The 20,513-nt window shown below is 41.9% G+C and carries 10 protein-coding genes and 1 pseudogene; 6 read left to right on the forward strand and 5 right to left on the reverse strand.

Annotation, left to right across the window (positions count from 1 at the left end; genetic code table 11):
• Positions 1 to 253: 253 nt before the first annotated feature.
• Positions 254 to 1,426: a MalY/PatB family protein gene (locus CJF29_RS19105; protein ID WP_099145995.1), complete on the reverse strand. Its 1,173-nt coding sequence runs from the start codon at positions 1,424 to 1,426 to the stop codon at positions 254 to 256.
• Between the two features lie 68 nt (positions 1,427 to 1,494).
• Between CJF29_RS19105 and CJF29_RS19110 the strand changes: the two genes are divergently transcribed.
• From CJF29_RS19110 to CJF29_RS19125, 4 genes are all read left to right on the forward strand, one after another.
• Complete coding sequence (locus CJF29_RS19110; protein ID WP_074638542.1) at positions 1,495 to 2,280, forward strand: Cof-type HAD-IIB family hydrolase; 786 nt, start codon at positions 1,495 to 1,497, stop codon at positions 2,278 to 2,280.
• A 13-nt stretch (positions 2,281 to 2,293) separates the two neighbouring features.
• Positions 2,294 to 4,294: an AAA family ATPase gene (locus tag CJF29_RS19115; RefSeq protein ID WP_074638541.1), complete on the forward strand. Its 2,001-nt coding sequence runs from the start codon at positions 2,294 to 2,296 to the stop codon at positions 4,292 to 4,294.
• A 353-nt stretch (positions 4,295 to 4,647) separates the two neighbouring features.
• Positions 4,648 to 7,176, forward strand: a complete 2,529-nt coding sequence (locus tag CJF29_RS19120; protein ID WP_099145994.1) for an AsmA-like C-terminal region-containing protein — start codon at positions 4,648 to 4,650, stop codon at positions 7,174 to 7,176.
• A 19-nt stretch (positions 7,177 to 7,195) separates the two neighbouring features.
• The gene (locus tag CJF29_RS19125) at positions 7,196 to 7,810 is read left to right on the forward strand and encodes an L-threonylcarbamoyladenylate synthase (protein ID WP_074556794.1); all 615 of its coding nucleotides are present in this window, start codon (positions 7,196 to 7,198) and stop codon (positions 7,808 to 7,810) included.
• Positions 7,811 to 7,914: 104 nt separating this feature from the next.
• Here the strand turns inward: CJF29_RS19125 and nagB are convergent, their stop codons facing one another.
• Genes nagB through CJF29_RS19140 form a run of 3 tightly spaced genes read right to left on the reverse strand, consistent with a single transcriptional unit; the run spans position 7,915 to position 11,008 of the window.
• Complete coding sequence (gene nagB, locus CJF29_RS19130; RefSeq protein WP_099145993.1) at positions 7,915 to 8,727, reverse strand: glucosamine-6-phosphate deaminase; 813 nt, start codon at positions 8,725 to 8,727, stop codon at positions 7,915 to 7,917.
• 48 nt (positions 8,728 to 8,775) lie between these two features.
• Entirely contained in the window at positions 8,776 to 9,972 is a 1,197-nt protein-coding gene (locus CJF29_RS19135) for an FprA family A-type flavoprotein (RefSeq protein WP_074636986.1), read from the reverse strand.
• 58 nt (positions 9,973 to 10,030) lie between these two features.
• The gene (locus CJF29_RS19140; protein WP_176553098.1) at positions 10,031 to 11,008 is read right to left on the reverse strand and encodes a TIGR01212 family radical SAM protein; all 978 of its coding nucleotides are present in this window, start codon (positions 11,006 to 11,008) and stop codon (positions 10,031 to 10,033) included.
• Between the two features lie 476 nt (positions 11,009 to 11,484).
• Between CJF29_RS19140 and CJF29_RS19145 the strand changes: the two genes are divergently transcribed.
• Positions 11,485 to 15,825 carry a hybrid sensor histidine kinase/response regulator transcription factor gene (locus tag CJF29_RS19145; protein ID WP_099145992.1) on the forward strand — a complete coding sequence of 1,447 codons (4,341 nt, stop codon included), beginning with the start codon at positions 11,485 to 11,487 and terminating at the stop codon, positions 15,823 to 15,825.
• A 133-nt stretch (positions 15,826 to 15,958) separates the two neighbouring features.
• On the opposite strand, the pseudogene CJF29_RS19150 reads toward CJF29_RS19145, so the two are convergent.
• Positions 15,959 to 16,725: pseudogene (locus CJF29_RS19150) on the reverse strand (class I SAM-dependent methyltransferase).
• A 410-nt stretch (positions 16,726 to 17,135) separates the two neighbouring features.
• Between CJF29_RS19150 and xyl3A the strand changes: the two are divergent.
• On the forward strand, positions 17,136 to 19,727 hold the full coding sequence (xyl3A, locus tag CJF29_RS19155; protein WP_099145991.1) for a xylan 1,4-beta-xylosidase: 2,592 nt from the start codon (positions 17,136 to 17,138) through the stop codon (positions 19,725 to 19,727).
• The last annotated feature ends 786 nt before the right edge of the window (positions 19,728 to 20,513 follow it).

The raw sequence follows: 20,513 nt of genomic DNA on the forward strand, positions 1-20,513 counted from the left end.
AGAGATTAGTAGTTTTTTATGCAGTCGGTAAGTCGTCCCGTTACAATGGGACAATAGGCACATTGCAAAGTGACCAATATCACCTTATAAGATGATATTGGTCACTTTGTAATATGATTACCTGTCTTTGGGAAGATGAGAAGCACTAAAGATACAAAATTAAATAGTAAAAAGCAAGAGTGAGACAGGAAATATAGCTTCATCCCCTGAACGGATTGATTTTATTTCCGAACCGGGGAATGGACTTAAAAGACTATTTTAAATCCATTACAGCCTGCTCCAACTGTTTCAATGCTTTTTCCAGCGTAGCACGTGGACAAGCAACGTTCAACCGCATAAATCCCTCGCCTTCCTTACCGAATGTTGTTCCATCATTCAGCGCCAGATGAGCATCTTCTACAAAAAGACGGTTCAGTTCTTCCTGATTGAGTCCCAATGCGCGGCAATCCAGAAAGATCAAGTAAGAGGCTTGCGGACGGATCATCTTGATAGCAGGAATATGTTCTTTCAAATACGTTTCAGTGAAATCCACATTTCCTTTAATATATGCTACCACTTGGTCCAGCCATTCTGTACCATGACTGTAAGCAGCTGCTACACTTAAATAAGCAAAGAGATGTCCTTCGCTAAACTCGCTTGCTTCCATATATGTCTGGAAACGGTGACGAAGTTCGTCTTTCTCAATAATTGCATAAGAACTAGCCAATCCCGGCATGTTGAATGCCTTGCTGGGAGACATAAAGACAAGAGAGTTCATCCGTGCCTTCTCTGAAATCAAAGCAAAGGTAGGATGTTTGTATGGAGGCAGGGTTAAGTCAGCATGAATCTCGTCAGAGATAACCAATGTGCCGCTTTCATAGCAGATGTCGGCTATCTGAGACAGTTCCTCTTTGGTCCATACACGTCCACCCGGGTTATGAGGGTTGCTTAGAATAAGCAATTTGCATCCTTGAATATCTTGACGGAAGCGGTTGAAATCAATATAATATTGTTCATCTTTCAGGACTAACGGGCTGAATACCACTTCACGTTCATTCTTTTGAGTGACTAAAAAGAAAGGATGATAAACAGGGGGCATTACCATTATCTTATCTCCTTTTTGCGTAAAGCAGTGGATCACAAAAGCCAAGCCGCGAACAATACCGGGAGTGAAAGTCAACATCTCTTCACGAATCGCCCAACCATGGCGCTCCTTCACCCAGTTAATAATAGACTCCGACCATTCTTTGCAAGCAAATGTATATCCGAGTACTTCATGCTCCAGGCGTTTTTTCAAAGCCTCTATGACAAAAGGAGCTGTGCGGAAATCCATATCAGCTACCCACATTGGAATCAGGTCATCGCGTCCCCAACGATTCTCTACTGCATCCCATTTTACGGAATCTGTACCGTTACGGTTTATTATTTCATCAAAATTATAGTTCATACTGCATAATGTTTTTATGTTATGTGAGACAAAAGTAGTACATTTGTATTCAATTCAAAAAAGAATTTATGACGAAAGCTTTATTTTTTGATATAGACGGAACGCTGGTCAGTTTTGAAACTCACCGTATACCGTCTTCTACCATCGAGGCACTGGAAGCTGCCCGTGCAAAAGGGCTGAAGATATTTATCGCCACCGGGCGCCCGAAAGCCATTATCAATAACCTTTCCGAATTGCAGGACCGGAACCTGATCGATGGATATATAACCATGAACGGAGCCTATTGTTTCGTTGGTGAGAAAGTTATTTATAAAAGCGCTATCCCACAGGAGGAAGTGAAAGCAATGGGAGCTTTCTGCGAGAAGAAAGGTGTTCCCTGCATTTTTGTAGAAGAACATAATATCTCTGTCTGCCAACCTGATGAAATGGTGAAAAAGATATTCTATGACTTCCTTCATGTGAATGTAATCCCGACTGTGTCTTTCGAGGAAGCAACAAGCAAAGAAATCATTCAGATGACACCCTTTATCACGGAAGAGGAGGAAAAGGAAATCCGCCCGTCTATCCCCACCTGCGAAATTGGACGCTGGTATCCTGCCTTTGCAGACATTACGGCAAAAGGAGATACCAAACAGAAAGGGATTGATGAAATCATCCGTTATTTTGATATCAAACTGGAAGAAACGATGGCATTCGGAGATGGAGGAAATGATATCAGCATGCTCCGCCATGCGGCTATTGGAGTAGCCATGGGACAAGCTAAGGAAGATGTGAAAGCCGCTGCCGATTATGTTACAGATTCAATAGATGAGGACGGAATCAGCAAAGCAATGAAGCATTTCGGAATTATTTAATCAATATGCTAATATGAGCGTAGATACTGATAACGCCGCATTTCAGGATGCATTGAACCTAATTCAATATACCCGTCAATCGGTCTTTCTAACAGGAAAGGCCGGTACAGGAAAATCTACATTCTTGCGTTATGTCTGCGAGCATACCAAGAAGAAGCATGTCGTACTTGCACCAACCGGGATTGCCGCGATTAACGCCGGAGGAAGTACGATGCACAGTTTCTTCAAACTCCCTTTCTATCCGCTGCTGCCGGATGACCCGAACTTGAGTCTCCAGCGTGGTCGTATCCATGAATTTTTCAAATACACCAAGCCTCATCGGAAGCTGTTGGAACAAATAGAACTGGTCATCATCGACGAAATTTCAATGGTAAGGGCGGATATCATTGATGCCATCGACCGAATCCTACGTGTATACTCTCACAATCTGCGCGAACCTTTCGGCGGGAAACAACTGTTATTAGTAGGCGACGTATTCCAACTGGAACCCGTCGTAAAGAACGACGAACGGGAAATATTGAATCGCTTCTATCCCACTCCCTACTTTTTCTCTGCCAGAGTATTCGGACAGATAGATCTGGTATCCATCGAACTTCAAAAAGTATACCGTCAAACAGACCCCGTTTTTGTCGGTGTCCTCGACCATATCCGGAACAATACAGCCGGAGCGGCCGATCTGCAACTACTGAACACCCGTTATGGAAGTCAGATAGAAGAATCGGAAGCTGATATGTATATCACTTTGGCCACCCGCAGAGATACGGTAGACTCTATCAACGAAAAGAAACTGGCAGAACTTCCCGGCGACTCCATTACTTTTGAAGGAGTCATCGAAGGAGATTTCCCCGAAAGCAGTTTGCCCACTTCACAAGAACTCGTACTGAAACCTGGTGCACAAATCATCTTTATTAAAAATGATTTCGACCGCAGGTGGGTAAACGGTACAATTGGTGTCATTGCCGGAATTGATGAGGAAGAAGAAACGATCTATGTTATCACCGATGATGGAAAAGAGTGTGACGTAAAGCGTGAGTCATGGCGCAATATCCGTTATCGCTACAACGAAAAGACCAAAGAAATAGAAGAAGAAGTCTTAGGCAGCTTCACCCAATACCCCATCCGGTTAGCTTGGGCCATCACTGTCCATAAGAGTCAGGGACTGACTTTCAGCCGTGTAGTCATCGACTTCACAGGTGGTGTATTTGCAGGTGGACAAGCATACGTGGCACTAAGCCGTTGTACCTCACTGGACGGTATTCAGCTCAAAAAACCTATTAACCGTGCCGACGTCTTCGTCCGCCCCGAAATCGTAAACTTTGCCGGACGCTTCAACGACCGCCAGGCTATCGACAAAGCTCTGAAACAAGCACAGGCCGATGTGCAATACGCCGCCGCTTCACGCGCTTTCGATAAAGGAGACATGGAAGAATGCCTGGAACAGTTTTTTCGTGCTATCCATTCCCGCTACGATATTGAAAAACCTGTTCCCCGCCGTTTAATCCGCCGCAAGCTCGGTATCATCAATACACTAAAAGAGCAAAATAAAAAACTCAAAGAACAAATGCGTGAACAACAGGAACGCATACGACAATATGCCCATGAATATCTATTAATGGGTAACGAATGTATTACCCAAGCCCACGATATACGCGCTGCCCTCGCCAACTACGATAAAGCCCTTAGCCTCGACCCTAATTATGTGGACGCCTGGGTGAGAAAAGGCATCACCCTCTTCAACAATAAAGAATATTTTGACGCTGAAAACTGCTTCAACATCGCAGTCAACCTCCATCCCGCAAACTTCAAGGCTGTTTATAATCGGGGAAAACTTCGATTAAAAACGGAAGATACAGAAGGAGCAATTGCAGATTTGGACAAAGCAACAAGTCTGAAACCGGAACATGCCGGAGCACATGAGCTATTCGGGGATGCCCTGTTGAAGGTAGGTAAAGAAGGGGAAGCTGCTTTGCAATGGAGAATTGCGGAAGAACTCAAAAAGAAAAAAGGGAAATAAAACAGCCCCTTTGGCGAAGTTAATTCAATACCGAAATGAGGTAAATGCTCATTTATGAGTTCACCACAGAGGACACAGAGGTTTAATATTTTTTATTCACTATAGAGTAACACAGCTTCTCACGTATTTATCGCTCTGTTTTACTTGCAGAAAGAGAGAAAAGAACTCTGTGTCCTCCGTGTCCTCTGTGGTGAAATTATTTAGCGAAGAGATATGCATTCATTATTTTTCTTTATATCCAAATCTTATTGTTGTTTAATAATGACATGTTTTTCAAGAACGAGGTACTATTAATCAAAAACTTTTATTAGTTTTGTTCTTTGTAATATCTCAAACTCTTAAAATAGAAGCAAATGAAAAAAGGTTTGAAAATCGCAGCAATCACAGTAGGAGTCATCATCATTCTGATGTTCCTTCTTCCTTTCGCCTTCCAAGGAAAGATAGCCGACATTGTAAAAACAGAAGGCAACAAAATGCTTAATGCACAATTTGACTTTAAGAACCTTAACATTAGCCTGTTCCGTAACTTTCCACAGGCTTCTGTCACTCTCGAAGATTTCTGGTTGAAAGGTACTGGTGAATTCGCCAATGACACCCTTGTACAGGCCGGAGAAGTTACTGCCGCAGTCAACTTATTCTCTCTTTTCGGAGATAGCGGTTACGATATTTCTAAAATATTTATTGAAGATACACGGTTACATGCCATTGTATTGCCGGACGGACGTGCCAACTGGGATATCATGAAACCGGATACAACAGCAACTGCCGAAACTCCTGTTTCAGAAGAAGAAGCATCTTCTCCTTTCAAAGTAAAGCTACAACGGTTTGTTATCAAAAACATGAACCTGATTTATGACGATCAACAAGGGAAGATGTATGCTGATATCCGCGACTTTAACGCAATCTGCGCCGGAGACTTAGGAAGTGACCGTACTACTCTGAAACTGGAGGCGGAAACCCAATCACTTACTTACAAGATGAATGGAATCCCTTTCCTTGCCAATGCCAATATCTCCGCAACAATGGATGTGGATGCCGACCTTGCCAATAATAAATACACATTAAAAGACAACACCATCCGCCTCAACGCCATTCAGGCAGGTATCGACGGTTGGGTAGCTTTGAAAGATCCGGCTATCGACATGGACCTGAAACTTAACACGAACGATATCGGGTTTAAGGAAATCCTGTCACTGATCCCAGCCATTTATGCAACGGAATTCTCCAGTCTGAAAACAGACGGAACCGCTACGCTTACTGCAACGGCCAAAGGTATCTTGCAAGGCGACACCGTTCCTGCATTCAACATTGATATGCAAGTCAAGAATGCCATGTTCCGCTATCCGGCTTTACCAGCAGGAGTGGATCAAATCAATATCAGTGCCAACGTCCAGAACCCGGGAGGAAATATCGACCTGACTACGGTCAATATCAATCCTTTCAGTTTCCGTCTTGCCGGAAATCCGTTTAGCCTGACGGCTAATGTGAAAACGCCGGTCAGCGATCCGGACTTTAAAGCTGAAGCTAAAGGGATTCTCAACTTAGGCATGATCAAACAAGTCTATCCACTTGGAGACATGGAGTTGAACGGTACCATTGATGCTGATATGCAAATGTCGGGACGACTTTCCTATATCGAAAAAGAGGAATACGAACGTATGCAAGCTTCGGGCACTATCGGACTGACGGGTATGAAACTCAAAATGAAAGATATGCCGGACGTAGAAATCAAGAAGTCCCTTTTCACTTTCACCCCGAAATACCTCCAGTTGAGCGAAACAACCGTCAACATCGGGAAGAATGATATCACAGCCGACAGCAGGTTTGAAAACTATATCGGTTACGCATTGAAGGGTACTACATTGAAAGGGAACCTGAATATCCGTTCCAACTATTTTAATCTGAACGACTTCATGACCGCTTCTGCGGATGAAACGACTGCATCAGAAACTGCGTCTACCGACTCCGTAGCTACAGCTGCCACGGGTATTATGGAAGTTCCCCGCAACATCGACTTCCAAATGGACGCTAACCTGAAACAGGTGTTATTCGATAAGATGTCTTTCAATAATATGAACGGTAAGCTTGTGATAAAAGATGGCAAAGTGGATATGAAAAATCTCTCCATGAACACCATGGGTGGCAACGTGGTCATGAACGGCTACTACTCCACTGCCAACGTAAAGAAGCCGGAAATGAAAGCCGGATTCAAACTCTCCAATATCGGTTTCGCACAAGCTTACAAAGAGTTGGATATGGTGCAGAAGATGGCTCCTATCTTCGAAAACCTGAAAGGTAATTTCTCCGGAAGTATCAATGTACTGACAGATCTGGATGCAACCATGAGCCCTGTACTGAATACAATGCAAGGTGATGGCAGCCTTTCCACCCGTGATCTTAGTTTAAGCGGAGTGAAAGCAATTGACGAGATAGCCGATGCCGTTAAACAGCCAAGTCTGAAAGACATGAAGGTGAAAGATATGACACTGGATTTCACCATCAAAGACGGACGCGTAGAAACCAAACCGTTCGATATCAAGATGGGAGACTACACATTGAATCTTTCCGGTAGCACAGGCCTCGATCAAACCATCGACTATTCCGGAAAAGTGAAGCTGCCCGCATCTGTAGGCAATATCTCTAAACTAAGGACTCTTGACTTGAAGATCGGAGGTTCATTTACCTCTCCGAAAGTCAGCGTCGATACTAAAAGCATGGCCAACCAAGCTGTCGAAGCTGTAGCCGATGAAGCTATCAGCAAACTCGGACAGAAACTGGGACTGGACTCTGCCGCTACCGCCAATAAGGATTCAATCAAACAAAAGGTGACAGAGAAAGCTGCAGAAAAGGCACTGGATTTCTTAAAAAAGAAACTCAAATAAGAAAGAAGGAGAATGAATTATGCTTCTGAAGCTATATGACAAAAATAATAACCCGCAGGATTTACAACGAATCATCGATATCCTGAATGACGGCGGACTGATTATCTATCCCACTGATACGATGTACGCCATCGGCTGTCATGGTTTGAAGGAACGTGCCATAGAAAGGATATGCCGGATCAAAGAGATAGACCCTCGAAAGAACAACCTGTCTATCATCTGTTATGACCTGAGTAGCATCAGCGAATATGCGAAAGTAGACAATAATATCTTCAAGCTGATGAAGCATAATCTTCCGGGGCCATTTACTTTTATTTTGAACGGAACCAACCGGTTGCCCAAAATCTTCCGCAACCGGAAAGAAGTGGGTATCCGTATGCCGGATAATAACATCATCCGCGAAATCGCACGCCTGCTGGATGCTCCCATTATGACTACCACACTGCCCCACGAAGAGCATGAGGATTTGGAATATATGACAGATCCCGAACTGATAGATGAGAAGTTCGGTGACATCGTTGATCTGGTCATTGACGGAGGTATCGGAGGTATAGAACCTTCTACCGTAGTGAAATGTACCGACGACGAGCCGGAAATCATCCGGCAAGGGAAAGGATGGCTGGAAGAGAATTAATATCTTTCCACCGGAATCAATCTTTCTATCAAAAAAAGGGCTGCCCTCCGTTCGATACGGAAGCAGCCCATTCTTTTGATGGAATCCATTCAGAGGATAGAATCTTACTTAATCAATGATTCCGGATCCAAATGAGCAGATTCGATATCTTTGAAGTAACGGTAAGTACCCACTTTCAATTCAGCTGTAGCAGCATCATCACAAACGATAATACCCTTTTCATGCATTTGCAATGCACTGATTGTCCACATCTGTGTGATAGCACCTTCTACCGCATGATACAAAGCACGAGCTTTGTTATGACCATTTACAATAATCATCACTTCTTTTGCAGAAAGCACAGTACCTACTCCCACTGTCAAAGAAGTCTTAGGAACTTTGTTGATGTCATTATCAAAGAAACGGGAGTTAGCAATGATGGTATCCATTGTTAACGTTTTCTGACGAGTGCGTGAAGTCAATGAAGATCCCGGTTCGTTGAATGCAATATGTCCGTCAGGACCAATACCACCCATGAACAGGTCGATGCCACCGTATGACTTGATCTTTTCTTCGTAACGTGCACATTCTGCATCCAGATCCGGAGCGTTACCATTCAGAATATTAGTATTCTCGGGTTTAATGTCGATATGACCGAAAAAGTTATTCCACATGAAAGAATAATAGGTTTCCGGATGTTCTTTCGGCAATCCTACATATTCGTCCATGTTGAATGTTACCACATTCTGGAAGGAAACGATTCCTTTCTTATTCAGGTCGATCAAAGCTTTATACATGCCCAGAGGAGATGATCCGGTGGGACAGCCCAATACAAATGGTTTCTCGGGGGTTGGATTGGCAGCTTTTATTTTAGCGGCAACGTAATGTGCAGCCCACAGAGATACGGACTGGTAGTCCGGCTGAATAATAAGTCTCATAAGTCGATTATTTTATAGGTTAGTTAATAAATTATCTCATTCACTGTTTTAACGATCTTTCTTCAAACGGTCCGCCATGGCACGTGCCAGATTTTCGCACTGGGTATAAGTCAGGTCTTTCATAGCCTGCTTCATCTCCACCGGATCACCGATCAATTCGAATTTACTCTTTTCAGCAAACTCCGCCAGACGTTTCACCGCAGCACCTGCCCATGCAAAAGAACCGAAGTAACCCAAATAGCGTCCCTTCACCTCACGCAGCAGAATCTTTGAAAGCAGCGCTTCCACCTCCGGAAATATCTGATTACTATACGTAGGAGAACCGATAATCAATCCCTTATAACGGAAAATATCCGCTATGATATAAGAAGGATGACTCTTTGTTACGTTATGCATAACGATATTCTTAACCCCCTGTGCAGAAAGCTCTTCAGCAATAGCTTCCGCCATCTGCTCCGTATTTCCATACATGCTTCCGTAAGCAATAACAACACCTTCATCCGCATCATAACGGCTCAAACGATCATATATACCGACCACCTTTGCAATATTCTCCGTCCATACCGGTCCGTGAGTAGAACAAATGGCAGAAATGGGAAGTCCGCCCAATTTCTGCAAAGCCTTTTGCACGGGGCTTCCGTATTTACCAACGATATTAGAGTAATAACGGACCATTTCTCCCCAATACTTATCTACATTGATCCGAGTATCCAGGAATCCGCCATCCACCGTACCAAAACATCCGAATCCGTCACCGGAGAAAAGAACTCCATCCGTTTCATCAAAAGTCATCATCGTTTCCGGCCAATGCACCATTGGAGTCATATAAAAACGCAGTTTGTGACGTCCTAAAGCGAGGAAATCACCGTCCTTTACCAGATATTGTTCACCGGTTACCCCATAGAAACCTTCAATCATACCGAATGTTTGCTTATTACCCACGATAATAATTTCCGGATAATGTTGTTTAATCAATCGGATAGATCCCGAATGATCCGGTTCCATGTGATTTATAATCAAATAATTAATGGGACGTTCTCCAATCACTTGCTTGATTTTACGCAAGTAGACTTCAAAATAACAGATATCTACCGTATCTACCAATGCCACCATTTCATCATCAATCAGATAAGAGTTATATGAAACTCCATAGGGCAATGGCCACATCGCTTCAAATCTGTGCTTGTTACGGTCATTTACTCCCACATAGTGGACATTTCCTTTAATTCTTGTTTTACTTTCCATCTTTCAAATCCATTAAATATTTCTTCCACTATTCTATACTCCGCAAAACAGCTATTTATTAAGTGGTAAGTTTATCGTTTGCAAAAATAATCCTTTTTTCCGAATCCCTATACTTCTTACCTTGATAAGCACCTCTTTCTTTCATTCTTTTTTGTAAACGAGCTACAAATTCATAATTTTTCAATCCCCAGTCCGGAGCTATTAATAAATCTTTAGGAGATTGGGAAACAAAACGTTCCACAACCATATCGGGACGGAGATGTTCTACATAATCAATCACCAGATCAATATATTCCTCAACCTCGTTAAACAAATGAAAGCCAGCAGGAGTTACGTCATACTCATGCGCCATTCGCGTACCACGGATCAACTGTAACTGATGGATTTTAAGTGTAGCTAAAGGCAGATCGGAAAGAATTTCGGCATGTGCCACCATTGTATCATGTGTTTCTCCCGGAAGTCCGAGGATGATATGTCCACCTGTCAGGATACCACAGGCCGCTGTCTGACACACAGCTTCTACTGTATCTGCATAAGTATGCCCCCGATTGATGCGTTTTAAGGTTTCATCACAAGTGCTTTCGATCCCATATTCTACCATGAGAAACGTATGTTTGTTCAAATCTTCCAGATAATGCAACAAACTTTCCGGCATACAATCGGGACGCGTACCAATCACCAGCCCGACTACCCCATCCACCGCCAATGCTTCCTCATACTTACGCTTCAAGCCTTCCAACTCCGCATATGTATTGGTGTAGGCCTGAAAATAGGCCAAATATTTCATTTCCGGATATTTATGGGCAAAAAAGCATTTACCTTCTTCCAATTGAATAGCAATAGATTTCTCTGTCCGGCAATAATCCGGATTAAAAGTCTGGTTATTGCAATAGGTACATCCACCCCACCCTTTTGTACCATCACGATTGGGGCAAGTGAAACCTGCATTCAATGAAATCTTTTGTACTTTGTAAGGAAAATATTTCCGCAAAAAAGTAGGGAAATCATTATATAATAGCTGTGTAGACATATTCATTCACTTCATTCTTTATTTTACCTACAAACATAAGCAAAATCAACGAGTTACGGAAAGTTGGCACAAAATATCTTCAATATATTAAAAATTTCATAAATACCATAGGATAAATTAATAAATATTGCAATTCGAAAAACTATTTAATTAGCTTTGCTATGATTTTAGGCATTGGCAGGAGGATACTTGTGAAAGTCTTGTGCAATTTATTCCCCAATTATGATTTCATCTCACCATACCCCATGCAACTCTTGTCAATAAAATTATCCTCTTTATAATCTTATTCAGATTATAAAGAGGATTTTTTTAACTAATATTACTCTCTTATTTTTGTTCAAAACACAACATAGAGATCAATGCTGTATAGGATGAAGAGGAAAAAATAGGAAAAAACGAGTATTATTCGTTCAAACCACTTATCGGACTTTCCATTCTGCATTGTTTTGTTTATTTTTGCTATAAACATTAAAGTAACTACTATGAAACGGCTCCATACTTTATTTCTTCTTCTAACAATAGCGATCAATATAGCTGCTCAACCTATCTGCCAAGTTAAACATTTCTCCGTGAGTGACGGTCTCGCTCAAGGTAATGTAATGAGCATTTTACAGGATCAGAAAGGGCTTGTTTGGTTTAGTACCTGGAACGGGCTTAACAAGTTTGACGGATACACTTTTAAGACATATAAAACTTCGCAAGAGAGTAAATATGCATTCGGCAGTAATCGCATGGGAACTATTTCAGAAAGCAAATACGGAGATATATGGTGCCCCACTTACGATGGACAAGCTTGCCTTTTTGATGTGGAAACCGAGAAGTTTATTGATGTTCTCCAACCTATTGAACTTTCCACGAAACAAACTAACAATGTTACACGCATTTATTCACTGGAGAAAGGGATTGCCTGGATTCTCTGTGAAAGCGGATATGCATTCAGAGTGGACGAACAATTATGCAAAAAAGGAGAAGGCATCACACTTTATTCAGCTTCCAACCACAACCTGAAAGGAAATCAAATATTTAACATTTATCAAGACTCTGAAGAAGATGAATGGATATTGACGGATAAAGGTGTTTCCATCATAGGAAAGAAAACACTGGATACAGACTTTCCTTTCCAGTTCATCACCCAAATAAAGGAAACGATCTGTCTGATTGCAGAAAATGACAAGTTAGCCAGATATGACTTCCACACTAAAAAACTGAAATTCGTAGATATTCCTTATCCGCATCATAAAATAAACAATGTCACTACCATAGGAAAAGATATGCTGGCATTGGGAACGGATAATGGAGTGATTTTGTATTCTATCCCGAAGAACAGTTTCCAGCAAATAGACATCCGTACAGCTACCCAAACTTCCAACGATGTAGAATCTGTCTATCAAGACCACTTGGGAGATATCTGGATTTTTTCAAAAGATCCGGGCATTGTTCATATTAACCTCGCGACCAATGAAAAAGAACATCTGTTCACCCCCAAAGATGAGATTATCAAGCATGGGCGTAAAAGTCGTAAACTTATTTTTGAAGACAATGCGAAAAACCTATGGTTACTCCCCACGGAAGGAAACTTTTGCTACTATGACCGGAAAGAAAGAACTCTCAAACCGCTTCTTACGGATATCAATAATCCTAAGTCTATTTTCAGTCCGTTAGTCAGGTCTTATACATTGGATAATCAGGGAAACTGTTGGTTTGCAACAGCACGTGGTGTAGAGAAACTATGCTTCTTCCCACAGAGCTATCAATTTAACCTGACTGATTACGAGGCAGAAACACGTGCATTCCTGCAAGACAGCAATAAACGTCTATGGACAGCATCAAAATCTAATTATATCCAGATATTCGCACCGGATGGTAACCTGGTGGGGTACTTATCCAAACAAGGAAATATCATTAAGGAAAAACAATCGTTTTATAATGGGGTATATTCAATTCTGGAAGACAAAGATGGAAATATATGGTTGGGGACTAAAGAAATCGGACTTTTCCAACTTAAAAAGACAGGAGCAAATCATTACTCTATTCACCATTTTGAACACCAGACAAATGATCCTTATAGTTTAAGCAGTAATAGCATTTATGCTATCTTTCAGGACAGTCGTAATCATATTTGGATAGGATGTTATGGGGGCGGATTAAATCTGCTGGCACAAGCTAAAGATGGAAAAGTTTCATTTATTCATAGTAATAATGAGTTAAGAAACTATCCCATAGCTTACGGTATGAAAGTACGCAATATTGCAGAAGCTCCGGGAGGAGTGATTTTAGTGGGAACGACTAACGGACTGCTGACATTCTCGAACAACTTCGAACGCCTGGAAGAGATTAAATTCTACCGGAATATCCGTAGACCGGGAGATAAAAACAGTCTTAGTGCCAACGATATCATGCATATCTATACGGACAAGAATAAAACGACTTATGTTGTCAGCTTTACCGGAGGAGTAAATAAAGTGATATCTCCCAATCTGCTGAACGAGAATATCCAATTCAAAAACTACGACAAGAACAACGGGCTGGCTTCCGATCTGGCACTATCAATGATTGAAGATACACAGAACCAACTATGGGTTGTTTCGGAGATTGCGCTCTCCAAATTCGATCCAGCCAAAGAAACTTTTGAGAACTATGAATTAAGTTCCATCTATCAGGAATTCAATTTCTCCGAAGCTCTTCCTATTATCAATGCCCGCAACCAGATTATCTTAGGAACTGATAAAGGCTTTCTGGAAGTTTCTCCGGAGAAGATGCGGAAGAGTAGCTATGTTCCTCCTATTGTGTTTACAGGACTCAAGATTCAAGGACACCTTACCGATCACTCCATTGACAATCTGGAAGAATTGGAACTGGAGCCCTCTCAAAGGAATGTAACTTTCCAGTTTGCTGCACTTGATTATGTCAATCCAAAAGGGATTTTATATGCCTATCGCCTGCAAGGACTAGAAGAAGAATGGAATGAAGCAGATAATAACCGTTCCGCTAGCTACATCAACTTGCCTGCAGGCAAATATCAGTTGCAGGTAAAGTCAACAAACAGTGACGGGGTCTGGGTGAACAATGTACGGACTCTATCTATACATGTACTCCCCACCTTTTGGGAAACCTACTGGGCATGGCTGTTCTATTTCATTCTATTCATACTCTTTACGGCAAGCATCGTATATGTATTATTTTACATCTACCGGTTACGTCACAGAGTGGATATGGAACAACAATTAGCAAATATCAAACTGCGATTCTTTACTGACATATCTCATGAGTTACGTACTCCGCTAACTTTAATCAGTAGCCCTGTGACAGAGGTATTAGAGAATGAACCGCTTTCTCCTTCCGCCCGTGAGCATTTGACTTTGGTACATCAGAACACAGAGCGCATGCTCCGACTGATGAATCAGATTCTGGATTTCCGCAAGATTCAGAATCAGAAAATGAAACTACTGATTGAAGAGACCGATTTGATCCCACTTTTGCAAAAGGTGATGAGTAGCTTCAAACTGATAGCTGAAGAAAAGAACATAAACTATCAGCTGACTTCTACCATCCAGTCGGTATATAGCTGGGTGGATAGAGATAAGTTTGAAAAGATATTCTTCAATCTGCTTTCCAATGCATTCAAATATACACCTACCGACAAGTCGATTACAGTCAATATCACAACGAAAGAGAAGACGGTAGAGATAGAGGTTGCAGACGAAGGAATCGGAATTGCAGTAGAAAAACAACATTCCTTGTTCCAACGCTTCGAGTCATTGGTAAAACAGAATATTCTGCAACCATCTTCCGGCATCGGGCTGTCTCTCGTGAAAGAGATGGTGGAAATGCATCATGGCACTATTACAGTAAATAGTCAACCCGGAATAGGCAGCCGTTTTACAGTAAGCTTGCCTTTACAACGGGAAATTTTCGAAGAGGATGTACAAGTCGAATTTATCCTGAATGATAGTCAGAGTTCAGCGCCTCATCCCGTCGATAGCATGAAAGCGCCGGAAGAGGTGGAAGAAAAAGAAGACCTTGAGACTAATTCGGATGGTTTCTCCATATTGGTGGTAGAAGATAATGAAGAGTTAAAGGCTTTTCTGAAAAGTATTTTGTCGGAGAATTATACGGTAATCACAGCTTCCAATGGTGAAGAGGGATTGCAACATGCTGTTGACGACCTGCCCGATCTTATTATCAGCGATGTTATGATGCCGGTGATGGACGGTTTAGAAATGATTAGGCAAATCAAAGAGAACAACAATATTTGCCATATCCCCATCATTGTATTATCAGCCAAAGCCTCTCTGGACGACCGTATCGCCGGATTGGAACAAGGCATTGACGATTATATCACCAAACCTTTCAGTGCTACTTATCTAAAGACCCGTGTAGCCTCCTTGTTACGACAACGCAAAGCATTGCAGGAGCTCTATATGAATAGGCTGATGGAAGGAAAGAATACCTCTTCTCCCGATCCTCTGACTCCTTCACAACCACAGATTACTCCATACGACGAGCAATTTATGGAGAAAGTAATGGCATACATGGAAGAACAGATGGACAACGCCGAACTAACGATTGACGAATTTGCAGAACAGTTGATGCTTAGCCGTACAATCTTCTACCGGAAATTAAAATCAATCGTCGGACTGACACCTGTTGACTTTATACGGGAAATACGTATCAAACGTGCCGTACAACTGATTGACAGCGACGAATATAACTTCTCCCAGGTAGCATATATGACGGGATTCAACGATCCGAAATATTTCAGCAAGTGCTTCAAGAAAGTGATAGGAATTACCCCGTCAGAATACAAAGAGAGAAAAAAATAACTCTTTGATAAGAATATAAAAAGTCCCTTTATACCCGGTTGTCTCATTATTCGATCAATCAAAATTCGATAGAGTAAACTGATATAAAGGGACTTTTCATACAAGATAAAGAGATTTGCCTGTCAACAACACATCAATATCCAAACTTACATTGACAAACAAACACCTGTTTTTCCGAATCATCATTAAATACTTCTTCTTCAAATCCTCCATATTTATGAATAATACTAAAACCATTCCATTCCAAATATGAATCCAACTCTTGAGGGAAAAACATTCTCATATCCAGATTTTGAATAGAATTGAATTCACCATTGATAAAATAATGCCATTCGATCTGATTAATCTGGGTTTTATTTTCATATCGCATTGTCTGCTTTATCGAGACTTCTCTTCCATCATCAGTTGTATACGTGTCTATTTCCTGCTGCTCTTTCTCACCTTCAACTATATACCGAAATTCGGATTAAAACAATCCAACAGAAATAAGCCTCCGTCTTTGAGGTGATTTTTAACGACATGAAGTACCTTAAATTAATCTTCATTCTCATATAAATGATGGATCGAATTAAATGGAATAAAAATAAGGTCGTACTTCTCCTGTAAATCCAGAGTCCTGATATCCGCCTGAATGAAATTGATTCTTAGTCCAGCCTCGGCAGCTTTCATCTTAGCCTGATGGAGCATTGAAGCAGTGTAATCAACCCCACTTATATCATATCCATCCTTTGCAATAGGAAGAGTAAGTCTGCCAGTTCCACAGCAAAGCTCAAGTATTCGGGCATCCTTGTTTTTAGGTAACCACCGCTTATAAAATTGCAAATCATCCATGCTGGTATTCATTCCATCATAAATATTTGCATCATAAATTAAATCGCCAACTTTATAATCACTATTCATTTGCCTCCTCCAATATCCATTATTTACTATTATTTCTTATACAAACAAGAATATCCCCAACGTACAATGTACCAAAAGGATATTCTATAAATAACCAGAAGTATTACCGGTCGTTCGCAAATGTAGTAAATATCTATAAGCCAGCTATAATTATCTCTTAAATACTCAAATTTCAACAAGACATATCTCTGATATAAGTATCAAAACAACATTTCGGTATCATCTATTTACATTGCAAAGCTTATGCTATATTCAACAAAATGTTTTATCTTTGAACAGGTCTATGGATTTATCGGCTCCAAATAAGCCTTGCATAGGAAATCCTCCTTTTCTACCGGATATTCCCCACAAAAATAATGAAAAGCACGTACTATTGCAGTCTCAAATCTAAAAACCAAAAGAACTAGAAAATGAAAAAGCAATGGATCATTGCCTGTCTTATCGGAATTCAAGGGGTAAATGTACAGGCACAACAACCCAGCAAGTATCCCTATCAGGACACGAAATTAACTGCGGAACAACGGGCGGACGATTTACTTCAACGCCTCACATTAGAAGAAAAAGTGGCGTTGATGCAAAACAACTCACCGGCTATTCCCCGGCTTGGCATTAAGCCGTATGAATGGTGGAACGAAGCTCTTCATGGCGTTGCCCGCGCCGGACTGGCTACTGTCTTTCCACAAGCCATAGGTATGGCCGCTTCTTTCAACGACGAACTATTATACGAAGTCTTTGATGCCGTATCTGACGAAGCACGCGCCAAGAACCGCCAATTCAATGAAAAAGGACAATATAAACGTTATCAGGGACTGACCATGTGGACTCCCAACGTCAATATCTTCCGCGACCCCCGCTGGGGACGGGGACAGGAAACATACGGCGAAGACCCTTATTTAAGCGGACGTATGGGAATGGCGGCAGTCAGAGGTCTGCAAGGACCGGAAGATGCCGAATATGACAAACTTCATGCCTGCGCCAAACACTTTGCCGTACACTCGGGTCCCGAATGGAACCGTCACAGCTTCAACGCAGAAAACATTGCACCCAGAGACTTATGGGAAACCTACCTTCCTGCTTTCAAGGAACTGGTACAAAAAGCAGGAGTTAAAGAAGTGATGTGCGCTTACAACCGTTTCGAAGGCGATCCCTGCTGCGGCAGCAACCGTCTGTTAACCCAAATTCTCCGCAACGACTGGGGATTCAAAGGAATCGTAGTCACCGACTGCGGAGCAATCGGAGACTTTTTCCAACGCAAGAAACATGAAACGCATCCCGATGCCGCCCATGCCTCTGCCGACGCTGTTTTAAGCGGAACAGATCTCGAATGTGGCGGTAACTTCAAAAGCATCACCGATGCTGTGAAAAAAGGCCTGATTTCGGAAGAGAAAATCAATACATCAGTCAAAAGACTACTGAAAGCCCGCTTTGAACTGGGAGAAATGAATTCGACTCATCCCTGGAGTAACATTCCATTTTCTGTTATCGACTGTCCCAAACACAAAGAACTGGCACTGAAAATGGCACATGAAAGTCTGGTATTACTCCAAAACAATAACAACATCCTTCCATTAAACCGTCAGATGAAAGTCGCAGTCATCGGCCCCAACGCCAACGACTCGGTAATGCAATGGGGTAACTACAACGGCTTTCCTTCACATACCGTCACTTTACTGGAAGGAATACGCGCCAAACTACCTGACGCACAAATCATCTACGAACCTGTATGCGGATATACAAACGACACCACCCTGCACAGCCTATTCAATCAGTGCAGCATCGACGGAGAAGCCGGATTCAACGCCACCTACTGGAATAACCGCGAATATAAAGGCAAAATTGCTGCAACCGACCGTCTGACCACTCCTTTCCATTTCAGTGCAGAAGGTTCTACCGTATTTGCTCCCGGTGTAGGATTGAAAAACTTCACCGCCATCTATCGTTCCACTTTCCGCCCAACAGATTCCGGTGCCGCCACTTTCCGCATGATGACTAACGGAGGAGTTACTTTATTCCTCAACGGCAAGCAAATAGCAGAAGCCACCAACATCAAGAATCATACCAATCTGTATTCTTTCAACTACGAAGCAGGAAAGAGTTACGACATCGAGTTGCGTTTTATTCAGGTTAAAGATAACCCTGCACTGAACTTCGACTTGGCAAAACAAACTCCAATGGATGCCCGTGAAATCCTGAACAAGTTGCAAAGCGCAGATGTAGTTATCTTTGCCGGAGGCATCTCCCCCCTATTGGAAGGAGAATCCATGCGGGTATCCGACCCCGGATTCAAAGGCGGCGACCGTACAGAAATCGAATTGCCCGCCATCCAGCGAGAAGTTCTTGCTCTTCTAAAGAAGAATGGAAAGAAAACAGTATTCGTCAACTTCTCCGGTTCGGCAATGGCCATCGTGCCTGAAACGCAGAATTGCGATGCTATCCTGCAAGCATGGTATCCCGGACAGGCAGGTGGAACAGCTGTTGCCGATGTTCTTTTCGGAGATTACAATCCTGCCGGACGTCTGCCTATCACCTTCTATAAAAGCATACAACAATTGCCGGATTATGAAGATTATTCGATGAAAGGACGTACCTATCGTTTTATGACAGAAACTCCCCTTTATCCATTCGGCTACGGTTTAAGTTATACCCGTTTCTCTTATGGAAAAGCTACCCTGAACCAATCGAAGTTAAACAAAGGCGAAAAGGCAATCCTTACCATCCCGGTAAGTAACGTCGGACAGAGAGACGGTGAAGAAGTGGTGCAAGTGTATATCTGCCGTCCTGACGACAAAAGAGGTCCACAAAAAACTCTTCGTGGTTTCCAACGGGTCAACATCGCTAAAGGTAAGACGCAGAATGTCAATATAGAGCTTTCATACGATTCTTTTGAATGGTTTGATACCGCAACCAATACCATACGCCCTTTAAGTGGAACATATAAGATACTTTACGGAAACAGTTCAAATGAAAATGATTTGCAAACGTGCAGTATTCAGATTCAATAGGTAATACCGTTTCATATATAATTTGAGGCTAAGTTGAACTTAGGTTACATTGAGAATTTATAAAAAATGGCTTTTATTGTCAGCCAAGAGTTATGGCTTCATAAAGTGATTGTTTTCAAGCTATTACCCACTGACAATAGAAACTGACAATAGGCTGACAATAAAGATTTCCGTCTTTTATTGTCAGCCTATTATTGTTTAAAACTACACTATGCAACTATTATCCCTTATTTACCAAGCCTGCATTATTCCGCTAAGATACCGTTATTGTTCAACCAGGGTGCCGCTATTGTTCCACTAAAGCACCGATCTTGCTAATTCTCCACGGCCGTGACGAGATCTCTCCACGGCTGTGGTAGGATCTTCCCACGGCCGTGAGAAGATGTTACCACGACCGTGGGAAGGTAAAGATAACGGCACCTTTGCCCAACTATGCAGGCACACTAACTCAACTATACAGACATACTTACTCAACTGTACAGGCATATTAATGCAACTACATCAAAACCTTGAAACAATAATTCCAAGATGCCAGCATAACTATATCGGTATATTAATAAAGATATGAGAGTATCAATGAACGATATAGGCATATTGATATAGCCTCATCAGCCTATCAATGCTATAATGTACGAATGGACAGACTTGTATCCTTACTTGCCAAACAATAAAAAACAGGCTGACAATAGAATACTTAATTCTTATTGTCAGCCTATTGTCAGCTTCTATTGTCAGCATGTATTATACTGTAATTCATTTCTTTAACTGCCGCTCTGACAGATTGAC

The organism is Bacteroides celer (assembly GCF_002632415.2).
In the GTDB taxonomy this organism is placed as follows: domain Bacteria; phylum Bacteroidota; class Bacteroidia; order Bacteroidales; family Bacteroidaceae; genus Bacteroides.